The 14464-nt window shown below is 71.7% G+C and carries 12 protein-coding genes; 7 read left to right on the top strand and 5 right to left on the bottom strand.

Annotated elements, in window-relative coordinates; all coding sequences use genetic code 11:
* Window positions 1-298 precede the first annotated feature (298 nt).
* The 6 genes from IE142_RS21640 (at window position 299) to IE142_RS21615 (ending at window position 8520) form a co-directional block, all read left to right on the top strand.
* Window positions 299-2836: a SulP family inorganic anion transporter gene (locus tag IE142_RS21640; RefSeq protein ID WP_191887274.1), complete on the top strand. Its 2538-nt coding sequence runs from the start codon at window positions 299-301 to the stop codon at window positions 2834-2836.
* 216 nt (window positions 2837-3052) lie between these two features.
* Window positions 3053-5008 (top strand): acetate--CoA ligase, encoded by a 1956-nt coding sequence (gene acs / locus IE142_RS21635; protein ID WP_191887273.1) that lies wholly within the window; start codon window positions 3053-3055, stop codon window positions 5006-5008.
* Window positions 5009-5223: 215 nt separating this feature from the next.
* The gene (gene nhaA, locus IE142_RS21630) at window positions 5224-6648 is read left to right on the top strand and encodes a Na+/H+ antiporter NhaA (protein WP_191887272.1); all 1425 of its coding nucleotides are present in this window, start codon (window positions 5224-5226) and stop codon (window positions 6646-6648) included.
* 105 nt (window positions 6649-6753) lie between these two features.
* On the top strand, window positions 6754-7242 hold the full coding sequence (locus IE142_RS21625; protein WP_043371766.1) for a phage holin family protein: 489 nt from the start codon (window positions 6754-6756) through the stop codon (window positions 7240-7242).
* Window positions 7239-8207 carry an alpha/beta fold hydrolase gene (locus IE142_RS21620; protein WP_191887271.1) on the top strand — a complete coding sequence of 323 codons (969 nt, stop codon included), beginning with the start codon at window positions 7239-7241 and terminating at the stop codon, window positions 8205-8207. The genes IE142_RS21625 and IE142_RS21620 overlap by 4 nt, the downstream gene beginning before the upstream one ends.
* A 127-nt stretch (window positions 8208-8334) precedes the next feature.
* The gene (locus tag IE142_RS21615; protein ID WP_071528703.1) at window positions 8335-8520 is read left to right on the top strand and encodes a hypothetical protein; all 186 of its coding nucleotides are present in this window, start codon (window positions 8335-8337) and stop codon (window positions 8518-8520) included.
* 71 nt (window positions 8521-8591) lie between these two features.
* On the opposite strand, the gene IE142_RS21610 is transcribed toward IE142_RS21615, so the two are convergent.
* Genes IE142_RS21610 through nth form a run of 3 tightly spaced genes read right to left on the bottom strand, consistent with a single transcriptional unit; the run spans window position 8592 to window position 11606 of the window.
* A complete protein-coding gene (locus tag IE142_RS21610; protein ID WP_191887270.1) occupies window positions 8592-9791 on the bottom strand; it encodes a MarP family serine protease in 1200 nt (399 codons plus the stop codon).
* Between the two features lie 47 nt (window positions 9792-9838).
* The gene (locus IE142_RS21605; RefSeq protein ID WP_043371759.1) at window positions 9839-10546 is read right to left on the bottom strand and encodes an NUDIX hydrolase; all 708 of its coding nucleotides are present in this window, start codon (window positions 10544-10546) and stop codon (window positions 9839-9841) included.
* A 52-nt stretch (window positions 10547-10598) separates the two neighbouring features.
* A complete protein-coding gene (gene nth, locus IE142_RS21600) occupies window positions 10599-11606 on the bottom strand; it encodes an endonuclease III (protein WP_229830756.1) in 1008 nt (335 codons plus the stop codon).
* A gap of 369 nt (window positions 11607-11975) precedes the next feature.
* Between nth and IE142_RS21595 the strand changes: the two genes are divergently transcribed.
* Window positions 11976-12650: a Crp/Fnr family transcriptional regulator gene (locus IE142_RS21595; protein WP_019329813.1), complete on the top strand. Its 675-nt coding sequence runs from the start codon at window positions 11976-11978 to the stop codon at window positions 12648-12650.
* Window positions 12651-12661: 11 nt separating this feature from the next.
* Here the strand turns inward: IE142_RS21595 and IE142_RS21590 are convergent, their stop codons facing one another.
* Window positions 12662-13504: an MBL fold metallo-hydrolase gene (locus IE142_RS21590; RefSeq protein ID WP_191887268.1), complete on the bottom strand. Its 843-nt coding sequence runs from the start codon at window positions 13502-13504 to the stop codon at window positions 12662-12664.
* Window positions 13501-14460 carry an NUDIX hydrolase gene (locus tag IE142_RS21585; protein WP_191887267.1) on the bottom strand — a complete coding sequence of 320 codons (960 nt, stop codon included), beginning with the start codon at window positions 14458-14460 and terminating at the stop codon, window positions 13501-13503. Before IE142_RS21585 ends, IE142_RS21590 begins: the two co-directional genes overlap by 4 nt.
* Window positions 14461-14464: the final 4 nt, after the last annotated feature.

The raw sequence follows: 14464 nt of genomic DNA, 5'->3' as shown, positions 1-14464 counted from the left end.
CTCTCGGGACCAACGCCGACGACGGCGATGTCGGGTGCTGAGCCGGGACGTGGCGTCAGCGCCGTCAAGGTGGCACGCATGCGAGAAGGAATTAGTACGACAAGCCGATGAAATGTATGGATTCACTCACTTGAGCGGCGCATTACTCCATTTGCGCGAAAAGTCTATGCCCCCCCTTTACTCTGAATTACGATCTATTTACTGAGCGCAATCGCCAGCGCGTTCACAGCGCTCATCACGTACGCACCGAGCGTCCGCCGGGCGCTCGGTATCCCGCCGCTGTAGGAGACGGGAAAAGATGTCATCCTGCGTCCCCGCCCGCGCCGAATCGGCCCGGACCGAGCACGTCCACCCACCGCACAGTCCGCCGCCCGGCGGCCGCGGGCACTTTCGCCTCGCGGGCGCCGACGTGTCGGCCTCGATCGCGGTCTTCCTGATCGCCCTGCCCCTCTCCCTGGGCATCGCCCTCGCCACCGGCGCCCCCCTCCAGGCCGGCCTCGTCGCCGCCGCGGTGGGCGGGATCGTCGTCGGATGGCTCGGCGGCTGCCCCCTCCAGGTCAGCGGACCCGCCGCCGGGCTCACCGTGGTCACCGCCGACCTCATCCAGCAGTACGGATGGCGCACGACCTGCGCCATCACGGTTCTCGCCGGTATCGCCCAACTCGGCCTGGGCTGCCTGCGCGTGGCACGCTCCGCGCTCGCCGTCAGCCCCGCCATCGTGCACGGCATGCTCGCCGGCATCGGCGTCACCATCGCCGTCGCCCAGCTGCACATCGTCCTCGGCGGTACCCCGCAGAGCTCCGTGCCGGACAACCTGCTCGCGCTGCCCGCCCAGTTGGCGAACCTGCGCCCCGCCGACGTGGCGGCGAGCGTGCTGACCCTGACCCTGCTGTTCCTGTGGCCGCGCGTCCCGGGCAAGGCCGGCCGATTGCTGGGCAAGCTCCCCGCCGCCCTCATCGCCGTCGCCGGCGCCACCGCGGTCGCGGCCCTCGCCGGGCTCCGCCTGCCCAAGGTCGACCTGCCCTCCTGGAGCAGCCACGCCCTGGCCACGCTGCCCGACGGCCCGGTGCTCGGCCTGGTCGCCGCCGTGCTCACCACCACGCTGGTGTGCAGTGTGCAGTCCCTGCTCGGCGCGGTCGCCGTCGACAAGCTGGTCTCCGCCCGGCCCGGTCTGACCGGCCGGGTCAAGCGCTCCGACCTCGACCGTGAGCTGCTCGGACAGGGCGCAGGCAACATCGTCTCCGGCGCGCTCGGCGGGCTGCCCATCGCCGGTGTGGCCGTACGCAGCACCGCGAACGTGTCCGCCGGCGCCGTCAGCCGGAACTCCACGATGCTGCACGGCGTTCTCGTACTGATCGCCACGCTGCTGCTGGTTCCGGCCCTGGAGCTCATCCCGCTCGCCTCGCTCGCCGCCCTGGTCATGGCCGTCGGCCTGAAGATGGTGTCGCTGAACCACATCCGCACGGTGACCCGCCACCGCGAGGTGCTGGTCTACGCCGTCACCACCGGCGGCGTGGTGTTCTTCGGCGTCCTGGAGGGCGTCGCGCTGGGCATCGCCGTGGCCGTCGGCGTCGCCCTGCACCGCCTGACCCGCACCCGGATCAAGCATGACGAGACCGACGGGGTCCACCACGTGCACGTGCGCGGCCAGTTGACGTTCCTCGCGGTGCCGCGGCTCAGCCGGGTCCTGCATCAGGTGCCCCAAGGGGCGGACACCGTCGTGGAACTGGACGGGTCGTTCATGGACCACGCGGCGTACGAGACCCTGCAGGACTGGCAGAAGACGCACACCGCGCAGGGGGGTCGCGTCGACATCACCGGCCGCCGCCCCGGCACCCGCATCTCCGAACCGGCCGACACGGACGGCTGCCGCTGCCGCCCCTGGACTCCCTGGCGCAACCACCAGTGCGAGCCCCCGCAGCCGACGCCCCCGTCCGGCGCCGACGGGCAGGGCGAGACCGGCACGGACACCGAGGCGGTGACCGGACCGCCCGGCCGACCGAGCGGACAGAGCGTGGCGGACGGGCCGGACGGGTCGGACGGCTCCGACGGGCGGGGCAAGCTCACCGGTACGGGTGTCACCGGTGCTCCCAGCGGCCGCGGCGGCCCCAGCACCGGGGAACTGACGCGTGGCATCAGCGGCCGCGAACTGGCGCGTGGCATCAGCGCGTTCCAGCGCAACACCGCGCCGTTGGTCCGCGGCGAGCTGGCCCGGCTGGCCCGCGAGGGACAGCAGCCCTCCCAGCTCTTCCTGACCTGCGCCGACTCTCGGGTGGTCACCTCGATGATCACCTCGAGCGGACCCGGCGACCTCTTCGTCGTGCGCAACGTGGGCAATCTCGTCCCGCTGCCCGGCGAGGAGAGCGGCGACGACTCCGTGGCCGCCGCGATCGAGTACGCGGTGGACGTGCTCAAGGTGCGGTCCATCACGGTGTGCGGGCACTCCGGGTGCGGGGCCATGCAGGCGCTGCTCAGCGCCGAGCCCGGCGGCGCGCAGACCCCGCTCAAGCGGTGGCTGCGGCACGGGCTGCCGAGCCTGGCACGGCTCCGCGAGGACCCGGAGAGCCCGTCCGAGGACGCGCAGTCCTGGCCTCTGCTGGCCGGACGCCCGCCCGCCGACGCGGCCGAGCGGCTCTGCCTGGCCAACGTGGTCCAGCAACTGGAGCACCTGCGCGCCCACGACGCGGTGGCCCGAGCCCTGAGCGCGGGAGACCTGGAGCTGCACGGCATGTACTTCCACGTGGGCGAGGCCCAGGCGTACCTGCTCTCCGGGGATCCCGTGAGCGCCGCGGACGGCGTGTTCGAACTGGTCCTGGAGACCGACCTGACCGCCTGAGCGGTACGGGAGCCGAGGCGCGGGGAGTGTGAGCGTCGTAACAGACGCTGAACCCCGCGCCGTCGGCGTGCGTGGGTACTGATGACCACTGGCCACCAGCACAGGCGACGCCAGACAGGTCTAAACCAGTTGCCCGTCGACCCTTGTCATCGGCCCCCCGGGTCTGATGAGCTGTGGCCTGGGACACAACGGACAACCCTGAGAACGGGAGATGTCGTGAGCAACGAATCCTTGGCCAACCTGCTCAAGGAAGAGCGCAGGTTCGCGCCGCCCGCCGACCTGGCCGCGAACGCCAACGTCACGGCGGAGGCGTACGAACAGGCCAAGGCCGACCGGCTCGGCTTCTGGGCCGAGCAGGCCCGTCGGCTGGCCTGGGCCGAGGAGCCGACCGAGACCCTCGACTGGTCGAACCCCCCGTTCGCCAAGTGGTTCAAGGACGGCAAGCTCAACGTCGCCTACAACTGCGTCGACCGCCACGTGGAAGCCGGCAACGGCGACCGCGTCGCCATCCACTTCGAGGGCGAGCCCGGCGACAACCGCGCCATCACCTACGCCCAGCTCAAGGACGAGGTCTCCAAGGCCGCCAACGCCCTGCTGGAACTCGGCGTGCAGAAGGGCGACCGGGTCGCCGTCTACATGCCGATGATCCCGGAGACGGCGATCGCGATGCTGGCCTGCGCCCGGATCGGCGCCGCCCACTCGGTGGTCTTCGGCGGCTTCTCCTCCGACGCGCTCGCGACCCGCATCCAGGACGCCGACGCGAAGGTCGTCATCACCTCCGACGGCGGCTACCGGCGCGGCAAGCCGTCCGCCCTCAAGCCCGCCGTCGACGAGGCCGTCGAGCGCGCCGGCATCGTCGAGCACGTGCTCGTCGTCCGCCGCACCGGCCAGGAAGTCGCCTGGGACGACTCCCGCGACAAGTGGTGGCACGAGACCGTCGACCGGCAGTCCGCCGAGCACACGCCGGAGGCCTTCGACGCCGAGCACCCACTGTTCATCCTGTACACGTCCGGTACGACGGGCAAGCCGAAGGGCATCCTGCACACCTCCGGCGGCTACCTCACGCAGACCGCGTACACGCACTGGGCCGTCTTCGACCTCAAGCCTGAGACCGACGTCTACTGGTGCACCGCCGACGTGGGCTGGGTCACCGGCCACTCGTACATCGTCTACGGCCCGCTCGCCAACGGCGCGACGCAGGTCATGTACGAGGGCACCCCGGACACCCCGCACCAGGGCCGCTTCTGGGAGATCGTGCAGAAGTACAAGGTCTCCATCCTCTACACGGCGCCCACCGCGATCCGGACGTTCATGAAGTGGGGCGACGACATCCCCGCCAAGTTCGACCTGTCCTCCCTGCGGGTCCTCGGCTCGGTCGGCGAGCCGATCAACCCCGAGGCGTGGATCTGGTACCGGAAGACCATCGGCGCGGACGCGACCCCGGTCGTCGACACCTGGTGGCAGACCGAGACCGGCGCGATGATGATCACGCCGCTGCCGGGCGTCACCGAGGCCAAGCCGGGCTCCGCCCAGCGCCCGCTGCCCGGCATCTCCGCCACCGTCGTGGACGACGAGGCCAACGAGGTGCCGAACGGCGGGGGCGGCTACCTGGTCCTCACCGAGCCGTGGCCGTCGATGCTGCGCACCATCTGGGGCGACGACCAGCGGTTCATCGACACGTACTGGTCGCGCTTCGAGGGCAAATACTTCGCCGGCGACGGCGCCAAGAAGGACGAGGACGGCGACATCTGGCTGCTCGGCCGGGTCGACGACGTCATGCTGGTCTCCGGGCACAACATCTCCACCACCGAGGTAGAGTCCGCCCTCGTCTCCCACCCGTCGGTCGCCGAGGCGGCCGTGGTCGGCGCGGCGGACGAGACGACCGGGCAGGCGATCGTGGCCTTCGTGATCCTGCGGGGCACGGCGGCGGAGTCCGAGGACCTCGTCACCGAGCTGCGCAACCACGTCGGCGCCACGCTCGGCCCGATCGCCAAGCCCAAGCGGATCCTGCCGGTGAGCGAGCTGCCCAAGACCCGCTCCGGCAAGATCATGCGTCGCCTGCTGCGCGACGTGGCGGAGAACCGGCAGGTCGGTGACGTGACGACGCTGGCGGACTCCACGGTCATGGACCTCATCCAGTCGAAGCTGCCCGCGGCGCCCAGCGAGGACTGAAACGCCCACATGAGGGGCACCCGGCGCGAGACCCGCCGGGTGCCCTTTTCGTGCGCTATGTCCCGTTGCGTACCGTCACGAAGGTCACCCGGCAGTGCCACGGCAGTTTAGGTAGGCTAAGGAACGCGTAAGAAGCTCTACAAGATCCTCATGGTGTGCCGGGAAGTCTGGTCGGCAAGCGTGTCCGTGCTGCCCAACAACCGGAGGACCTTCCTGTGACCGCGCCCCACACCCCCCGCAAAGCCTTCGGACGGCTGTCCCTCCCCGAACGGAACTACGTCGCCGAAGCGCTGCGCACCGAAACCGTCGGCGGCGTCCTGCTGCTCATAGCCGCGATCGCCGCACTGGCGTGGGCGAACATACCGGCGCTGGGCGACAGCTACGAGAGCGTCAGCCACTTCCACTTCGGGCCCGAGGCCCTCGGGCTGGACCTGTCGGTCGCGCACTGGGCCGCCGACGGACTGCTCGCGATCTTCTTCTTCGTCGCCGGCATCGAGCTGAAGCGCGAGCTGGTCGCCGGAGACCTGAAGGACCCGAAGGCCGCCGCGCTTCCGGTGGTGGCGGCGCTGTGCGGCATGGCCGTACCGGCCCTGGTGTACACGCTCACCACCACCGCGGGCGGCGGCTCCCTGGCCGGCTGGGCCGTGCCCACCGCCACCGACATCGCCTTCGCGCTCGCCGTGCTCGCCGTCATCGGCACCTCCCTGCCGAGCGCCCTGCGCGCCTTCCTGCTGACGCTCGCCGTCGTCGACGACCTCTTCGCGATCCTGATCATCGCGGTCTTCTTCACCGACAGCCTGAACTTCGCCGCGCTCGGCGGCGCCGTCGTCGGCCTCGCGGTCTTCTGGCTGCTGCTGCGCAAGGGAGTGCGCGGCTGGTACGTGTACGTGCCGCTCGGCCTGGTGATCTGGGCGCTGATGTACAACAGCGGCGTCCACGCCACCATCGCCGGTGTCGCGATGGGCCTGATGCTGCGCTGCCACACCCGCGAGGGTGAGCGGCACTCCCCGGGCCAGCACATCGAACACCTCGTCCGCCCCCTGTCGGCGGGTCTGGCCGTGCCGCTGTTCGCGCTGTTCAGCGCGGGCGTGTCGATCTCGGGCGGGGCGCTGGCCGACGTGTTCACCAAGCCGGAGACCCTGGGCGTGGTCCTCGGGCTCGTCGTCGGCAAGACGCTGGGAATCTTCTGCGGCACCTGGCTGACGGCGCGCTTCACCCGGGCCTCGCTCAGCGACGACCTCGAATGGGCCGACGTGCTCGCGGTGGCGACCCTGGCCGGCATCGGCTTCACCGTGTCGCTGCTGATCGGCGAGCTCGCCTTCGAGGGCGACGCGGCGCTGACCGACGAGGTGAAGGCCGCCGTCCTGACCGGTTCGCTCGTCGCGGCCCTGATGGCCACCGTCCTGCTGAAGGTGCGTAACGCCAAGTACCGCCGTCTGACCGAGGCGGAGGAGCGCGACGAGGACCTCAGCGGCGTCCCGGACATCTACGAGGAGGACGACCCCGCGTACCACCTGCGGGTGGCCGCCATCTACGAGAAGAAGGCCGCCGAGCACCGCCGGATCGCCGAGGAGATGGAGTCGGCGCGGCTTGCCGAAGTGCCGGGCGGGGCAGGCGATGAGGGCGACGGTCCGGCATGATCTGACGAGACGGTACAAAAGACGGACCGTACGCGGTCGGCCGCAGCAGGCGGGCACCCGGCACGGAACCGTACGCAGATCAGCCAGCAGAAGAGGGAGACCGCGATGAGCGCACCCGACGGCAGCCCGGTCGGCACCGAACGCAGCATCGGCCAGCTGTTCGCCTCGGCGACCACGGAATTGTCGGCGCTCGTGCACGACGAGATCGCGCTGGCCAAGGCGCAGCTGAGGCAGGACGTCAAGCGCGGGGCGACGAGCGGCGGTGCGTTCTCGCTGGCCGGCCTGCTCCTGGTGTTCTCCCTGCCGATGCTGAGCTTCGCGCTGGCCTACGGCATCCGGACCTGGAGCGGCTGGAACATGGCGGTCTGCTTCCTGCTGTCCTTCGCGGCGAACGTCCTCGTCGCGGGCCTGCTCGCGCTCATCGGTGTGGTCTTCGCGAAGAAGGCCAAGAAGAGCAAGGGCCCGCAGAAGGTCGCCGCCTCGGTGAAGCAGTCGGCGGGCGTGCTGCAGAACGCCAAGCCGCACCCGCGTCCCGAGCTGCCCGCGGACCGCTCCCCCGAAGCCATCGAGGCTGTGGCACGCTCGTCCTCATGACGGATCCCGCCACACCGATGGGCCAACCTCCCTCGGCGCAGAACCCGGCCTCGGTCGTACGCCTCGACATCCCCGGCGGGCGCGAGGTGACCCACCGGGACGTCGCCGCCAACGGTGCCCGCTTCCACATCGCGGAGCTGGGTGACGGGCCGTTGGTGCTGCTGCTGCACGGCTTCCCGCAGTTCTGGTGGACCTGGCGGCACCAGCTGACGGCGCTCGCGGACGCCGGTTTCCGCGCCGTCGCCATGGACCTGCGCGGCGTCGGCGGCAGCGACCGCACCCCGCGCGGCTACGATCCCGCCGGCCTCGCCCTCGACATCACCGGCGTGGTCCGCTCGCTCGGCGAGCCGGACGCCGCGCTGGTCGGCCACGACCTCGGCGGCTACCTGGCCTGGACGGCCGCCGCCATGCGGCCCAAGCTCGTACGGCGACTCGCGGTCTCCTCCATGCCGCATCCGCGGCGCTGGCGCTCGGCCATGCTCGGGGACGTCCGCCAGACCCGGGCGGGTTCCTACGTCTGGGGCTTCCAGCGCCCCTGGATTCCCGAGCGCCAACTGACGGCTGACGACGGCGCGCTGGTCGGCCGGCTGATCGCCGACTGGTCGGGCCCCCGGCCGTTGGACGAGGAGGCGGTGACGGCCTACCGCCGGGCCATGTGCATCCCCTCCACGGCGCACTGCTCCGTCGAACCGTACCGCTGGATGGTGCGCTCGTTGGCCCGTCCGGACGGCATCCAGTTCTACCGCCGTATGAAGCGGCCGGTGCGGGTGCCGACCCTGCACCTGCACGGCTCTCTGGACCCCGTGATGCGGACCCGGAGCGCGGCCGGCTCGGGACAGTACGTCGAAGCGCCCTACCGCTGGCGGCTGTTCGACGGACTCGGGCACTTCCCGCACGAGGAGGACCCGGTCGCCTTCTCCACCGAACTGATCAATTGGCTGAAGGATCCCGAACCCGATCGGTGACCGTGCGGACGCGCCCGGTACCCGAACCGGAACACTTGTCCTATGAGCGGCCACTTGCCCGACGCATAGGCCAATTGGGGGGCCCGAGGACGGTTATCGACCTTGGGGCGGGGGCACACGTCGGGGTATGGGCTGGACGCACGACTACAGTGACGTAGCACGCGACGGCCGCTCCACGAGCGGCGTGAGCAGCACCCACCGACGAGGCGGCACCCCGCAACTTGCGGCCGCTGACCTCCGGGTGGGCATTCCGCGCATCCTGCGCCGCAGGGCCCGCTGGGTCTCCGTACGCCTGCGCCATCCACGCGGCTGACCGCGCGGCCGGCGCCCGCACACCCTTCGCACGACTGAGCGCGTCCAGGCCCCCCGTACCCGGCGGGGGTCCTACAGCGCGCAGCTGTCGCTGTCCACCTGCTGGTTGGCCGTGCGACCCCCGGCGATGTCCTCCCGGATCTCGTCCACGGTGAGCGCGTAGCCGGTCTGGGCGTCGTCCAGGGACTTGGCGAAGACCACGCCGTAGACCTCACCCTCGGGCGTCAGCAGCGGACCGCCGGAGTTGCCCTGACGGACGGTCGCGAACAGCGAGTAGACGTCGCGGCCGACGGTGTCGCGGTGGTAGATGTCCGGGCCGTTGGCCGTGATGCGCCCGCGCACGCGCGCGGCGCGGACGTCGTACGCCCCGTTCTCCGGGAAGCCCGCCACGATCGCGCCGTCGTCGCGGACCGCGTCCTCCTCGCTGAACCGCAGCGCGGGCGCGTCCAGTTCCGGCACGTCCAGTACGGCGATGTCGCGCCGCCAGTCGTAGAGGACGACCGTCGCGTCGTACTTCCTGCCCTCGCCGCCTATCTGCACCGTGGGCTCGTCGACGCCGCCCACCACGTGGGCGTTGGTCATGACGCGGCGTTCGGCGAAGACGAAGCCGGTGCCTTCCAGGACCTTGCCGCAGTCGGGGGCGGTGCCCATGACCTTGACGATGGAGCGCTTGGCGCGGACGGCGACCGGGCTGTTCGCCAGCGCCGGGTCGGGTGGCTGGACCTCGGTGATCGGCTCGTTGGCGAACGGGCTGAAGACCTGCGGGAAGCCGTTGCGCGCGAGGACGGAGCTGAAGCTGTTGAACCAGGTGTCGGCCTGCTCGGGCAGTACCTCCTGCACGCCCGACAGCACGTGGGACTGCCGGACCTCCTTGCCTATCGTCGGCATGGTGGTCTGGGCGAGGGCCGCACCGATCAGCCAGGCGACCAGCAGCATCGCCACCACGTTGACCAGCGCGCCGCCGGTGGCGTCCAGGGCGCGGGCCGGGGACCAGGTGATGTAGCGGCGCAGCTTGTTGCCCAGGTGCGTGGTGAGGGCCTGGCCGACGGAGGCGCAGACGATGACGACGACGACCGCGACGACGGCGGCGGTCGTGCTCACCTCCGCGTTGTCCGTCAGGGCGTCCCAGATCACCGGCAGCAGGTAGACGGCGACGAGACCGCCGCCGAGGAAGCCGGTCACGGACAGGATGCCGACGACGAAGCCCTGCCGGAAGCCCACGATCGCGAACCAGACGGCGGCCAGCAGCAAGAGGATGTCCAGCACGTTCACCGATTCAGGCCCCGCCTCGTCGTCCTACGCTCACACCGGTCACCCTGTCATGACCGCCAGTCCAGCGGGACCTGCTTCTCCCTGTCCCAGGGCCGCTCCCAGCCCGCGAAGTGCAGCAGGCGGTCGATGATGCCGGCCGTGAAGCCCCAGACGAGCGCCGACTCGACCAGGAATGCCGGGCCCTTGTGGCCGCTGGGGTGGACGGTGGTGACCCGGTTGGCCGGGTCCGCGAGGTCGGCCACGGGGACGGTGAAGACGCGCGCCGTCTCGTTCGGATCGACCACGCCGACAGGGGTGGGCTCGCGCCACCAGGCGAGGACCGGCGTGACGACGAACTCGCTGACCGGGATGTAGAGCTTGGGCAGGGCACCGAAGAGCTGCACGCCGGCCGGGTCGAGGCCGGTCTCCTCCTCCGCCTCGCGCAGCGCCGCCCGCAGCGGCCCCTCACCCTGCGGGTCGCCGTCCTCCGGGTCGAGGGCGCCGCCCGGGAAGGCCGGCTGCCCGGCGTGCGAGCGCAGCGTGCCGGCCCGCTCCATCAGCAGCAGCTCGGGGCCCCGGCCGCCCTCACCCTCGCCGAAGAGGATCAGAACGGCGGACTGGCGTCCGGCGCCGTCCGCCGGAGGCAGGAAGCGGCTCAACTGGGCCGGCCGCACCGTCGCGACGGCCCGCACCACCGGGTCCAGCCAGTCGGGCAGGCCCTCCGTGCTGAGCATGGCGTCGCGTGTGTCTCCCTGCGTGTCGCTCGCCCGTGTCATCTCCACCCCCGTCCTGCCGATTCCAACGCCCGACGCCCCCGAGATCGTTCCGTCATCCGGCCCCCAGCGGCGGCGCCGGTTTCCCGCCGGCGTCCAGGTAGGACCGCGGGGGCTTCAGACGCTGGCCGGGGAGGCCGCCCTTCTCGTACTTCAGGAGCTTCTTGGCCTTCTCGGGGTCCGTCTCGCCCTCGCCGTACGCCGGGCAGAGCGGGGCGATGGGGCAGGCGCCGCAGGCGGGCTTGCGGGCGTGGCAGATCCGGCGGCCGTGCCAGATCACGTGGTGGGAGAGGTCGGTCCAGTCGCTCTTCGGGAAGAGCGCGCCGACGGCGGCCTCGATCTTGTCCGGGTCGGTCTCGGCGGTCCACCGCCAGCGCCGCACCAGGCGCTGGAAGTGCGTGTCCACGGTGATTCCGGGGCGGCCGAAGGCGTTGCCGAGCACGACGAACGCGGTCTTGCGGCCGACGCCGGGCAGCCTGACGAGGTCCTCGAGGCGGCCGGGGACCTCGCCGCCGAAGTCCTCCGCCAGGGCCTTGGACAGCCCTATGACCGACTTGGTCTTGGCGCGGAAGAAGCCGGTGGGACGGAGGATCTCCTCGACCTCCTCGGGGTCGGCCGCGGCCAGGTCCTCGGGGGTCGGGTACTTCGCGAAGAGCGCGGGTGTCGTCTGGTTGACGCGCAGGTCGGTGGTCTGGGCGGACAGCACCGTGGCCACGACCAGCTGGAACGGGTTCTCGAAGTCCAGCTCCGGGTGGGCGTACGGGTAGACCTCGGCGAGCTCGCGGTCGATGCGGCGGGCTCGGCGGACCAGCGCGGTGCGGGACTCCTCGCGCACCGGCTTCGCGGTGACGGTCTTCGCCGGGGTGACGCCCTTGACTGCGGCGGTGGCCTTCTTCGGGGCGACGGGGGGCTTCTTGGCGGGGGCGGTGCGCTTGGCGAGGGGCGTCTGCTCGGCGGACGCCGCCTTCTTCGCCGGGGCGGTCTTCTTCGCGGCGGCCGCCGTCTTCTTCACCGGGGCCGTCTTCTTCGTGGGCGTCGGCTTCTTCTCCGCGCTCTTCTTCACGGCACCCTTCTCCGCGGTCACCCTCTTGGCAGGCGCCGCCCTCTTCGTCGCTTTCGCCGTTTCCTTACCGCCATCGGTGCGCTGTTCGCCCACGGCGGAATCGCGACGTACACCCACCCGCGCAGCCCCCTCGGCCTGTGCTCTCACCGGCGATTTGGACACCCGGCCAGCCTACGGCCCGGCACCGACATCCGCCCCGGCCCCCGAACATCGGCGTCCAATTGGACCCCTGCCGCGTACCCCGGGACACCAGTGCGGCATCCTTGTGACAGATCACACTGTTTGGACTGTCCGGCAAAATGGGCACCACGGACCCCTGGTACACCGGGGGAACAAGATCCTCTGAGCCGGTCGACAAGGAGAGAACTCGTGGACGACGTTCTGCGGCGCAACCCGCTCTTCGCGGCGCTCGACGACGAGCAATCCGCGGAGCTCCGCGCCTCCATGAGTGAGGTGACCCTCGCCCGCGGCGACTCGCTGTTCCACGAAGGCGACCCCGGAGACCGCCTCTACGTGGTCACGGAAGGCAAGGTCAAGCTCCACCGCACCTCCCCCGACGGCCGCGAGAACATGCTGGCCGTCGTCGGTCCCAGCGAGCTGATCGGCGAGCTCTCGCTCTTCGATCCGGGCCCGCGCACGGCGACCGCCACCGCGCTGACCGAGGTGAAGCTGCTCGCCCTCGGCCACGGCGACCTCCAGCCCTGGCTGAACGTCCGCCCCGAGGTGGCCACGGCGCTGCTGCGGGCCGTCGCGCGCCGTCTGCGCAAGACCAACGACGCCATGTCCGACCTGGTCTTCTCCGATGTCCCCGGCCGCGTCGCCCGCGCCCTGCTGGACCTGTCCCGCCGCTTCGGCGTGCAGTCCGAGGAGGGCATCCACGTCGTGCACGACCTGACGCAGGAGGAGCTGGCCCAGCTGGTCGGCGCGTCCCGCGAGACGGTGAACAAGGCGCTCGCGGACTTCGCCCAGCGCGGCTGGCTCCGCCTGGAGGCCCGCGCGGTGATCCTGCTGGACGTGGAGCGGCTGGCCAAGCGCTCCCGCTGAGCGCCCGGCCCCTACTCGGGCAGCTCGACGATCCCGTGCTCGCCCAGGTACTCCAGCTGCGCCCGCACCGACAGCTCCGCCGCCGGCCACAGTGAGCGGTCGACGTCCGCGTACACGTGGGCGACGACCTCCGCCGGCGTCCGGCAGCCGTCCTCCACGGCCGTCTCGACCTGGGCGAGGCGGTGGGCGCGATGGGCGAGGTAGTACTCCACGGCGCCCTGCGCGTCGTCCAGGACCGGCCCGTGCCCCGGGAGCACCGTGTGCACCCCGTCGTCGGCCGTGAGCGACCTGAGGCGGCGCAGTGAGTCCAGGTAGTCCCCGAGCCGCCCGTCGGGATGGGCCACCACCGTCGTACCGCGCCCCAGGACGGTGTCGCCCGTCAGGACCGCCCGGTCGGCCGGGAGATGGAAGCACAGGGAGTCCGCCGTGTGCCCGGGGGTCGGTACGACCCTCAGCTCCAGGCCGCCGACCGCGATCACGTCACCGGCCTCCAGCCCCTCGTCGCCCAGCCGCAGCGCCGGGTCCAGCGCCCGCACGTTCGTCCGCGTCAGCTCGGCGAAGCGCGCCGCGCCCTCCGCGTGGTCCGGGTGGCCGTGTGTCAGCAGGGTGAGGGCGACGCGCCTGCCCGCCCGCTCGGCCGTGTCGATCACGTGCCGCAGGTGGATGTCGTCCAGTGGGCCCGGGTCGACCACCACGGCCAGGTCGGAGTCCGGCTCGGCGAGGATCCAGGTGTTCGTGCCGTCCAGGGTCATCGCGGAGGCGTTGGGCGCGAGGACGTTCACCGCGCGAGCGGTGGCCGGCCCCGAGAGGACGCCGCCCCTCGGCTGGCCGGGCAGTGCTGCTGCGTCCGTCATGCGGGGGCTCCCGGGGTCGGGGCGGAAGGTGTCGCCGGTGCCGTGTGCGACGGCGTGCCGGGGACGTGCTTGGTGAACTCGTCGTGCCCCGGCCAGGAGAGCACGATCTCCCCGCCGTCCAGCCGCGCCCGCGCCAGTACGGGCGTCATGTCGCGGCCCGGGGCCGACGCGAGCGCCTCGGCCGCCGTACCGCACTCCGCCAGACCGCGCAGGGTCGCGACGGTCGGCGGCATCATCAGCAGTTCGCCCTTGTCGTACCCGGCCGCCGCGTCCGCCGGGGTGATCCACACCGTGCGGTCGGCCTCCGTTGAGGCGTTGCGGGTGCGCTGGCCCTCGGGGAGGGCGGCCACGAAGAACCAGGTGTCGTAACGGCGGGACTCGAACTCCGGGGTGATCCAGCGCGCCCAGGCGCCCAGCAGGTCCGAGCGCAGGACGAGCCCTCGGCGGTCCAGGAACTCCGCGAACGACAGCTCACGGGCGACCAGGGCGGCCCGGTCCGCCTCCCAGTCGGCGCCCGTCGTGTCGCCGACCACCGAGTCGCCGGTCGGACCGGCCAGCAGCACCCCGGCCTCCTCGAAGGTCTCCCGCACGGCCGCGCAGACGATCGCCTGGGCGCCCGCCTCGTCGACGCCGAGCCGGTCCGCCCACCACGCGCGCGTGGGGCCCGCCCAGCCGATCTCACGGTCGTCGTCGCGCGGATCGACACCACCGCCCGGATAGGCGTACGCGCCCCCGGCGAACGCCATGGAGGTGCGGCGGCGCAGCATGTGGACGACGGGGCCGTCACCGGTGTCCTTCAGGAGCATGACGGTGGCCGCGCGCTTCGGGGTGACCGGCGTGAGGGTGCCGGCCGCCAGCGCGCGGATGCGGTCCGGCCACTCCGGTGGGTACCACTGGCCGTTCGCCCGGCCACTCGCCGGATCGTCCACCCGGTCACTCGCCCGATCGTTCGCCATGGTC

Origin of the sequence: Streptomyces mutabilis (assembly GCF_014649815.1) — a bacterium.
GTDB lineage: Bacteria > Actinomycetota > Actinomycetes > Streptomycetales > Streptomycetaceae > Streptomyces > Streptomyces mutabilis.
The sequence above is the reverse complement of the archived record's forward strand: the minus strand, read 5'-3'. Positions and strand labels throughout refer to the sequence as shown.

What these genes read in the sequence shown, in the direction of transcription:
- IE142_RS21640 (WP_191887274.1), top strand. Translation starts at nt 299, where the DNA reads ATGTCATCCTGCGTCCCCGCCCGCGCCGAATCGGCCCGGACCGAGCAC.
- IE142_RS21625 (WP_043371766.1), top strand. Translation starts at nt 6,754, where the DNA reads ATGAGCGCACCCGACGGCAGCCCGGTCGGCACCGAACGCAGCATCGGC.
- IE142_RS21620 (WP_191887271.1), top strand. Translation starts at nt 7,239, where the DNA reads ATGACGGATCCCGCCACACCGATGGGCCAACCTCCCTCGGCGCAGAAC.
- IE142_RS21615 (WP_071528703.1), top strand. Translation starts at nt 8,335, where the DNA reads ATGGGCTGGACGCACGACTACAGTGACGTAGCACGCGACGGCCGCTCC.
- IE142_RS21605 (WP_043371759.1), bottom strand. Translation starts at nt 10,546, where the DNA reads ATGACACGGGCGAGCGACACGCAGGGAGACACACGCGACGCCATGCTC.
- IE142_RS21590 (WP_191887268.1), bottom strand. Translation starts at nt 13,504, where the DNA reads ATGACGGACGCAGCAGCACTGCCCGGCCAGCCGAGGGGCGGCGTCCTC.
- IE142_RS21585 (WP_191887267.1), bottom strand. Translation starts at nt 14,460, where the DNA reads ATGGCGAACGATCGGGCGAGTGACCGGGTGGACGATCCGGCGAGTGGC.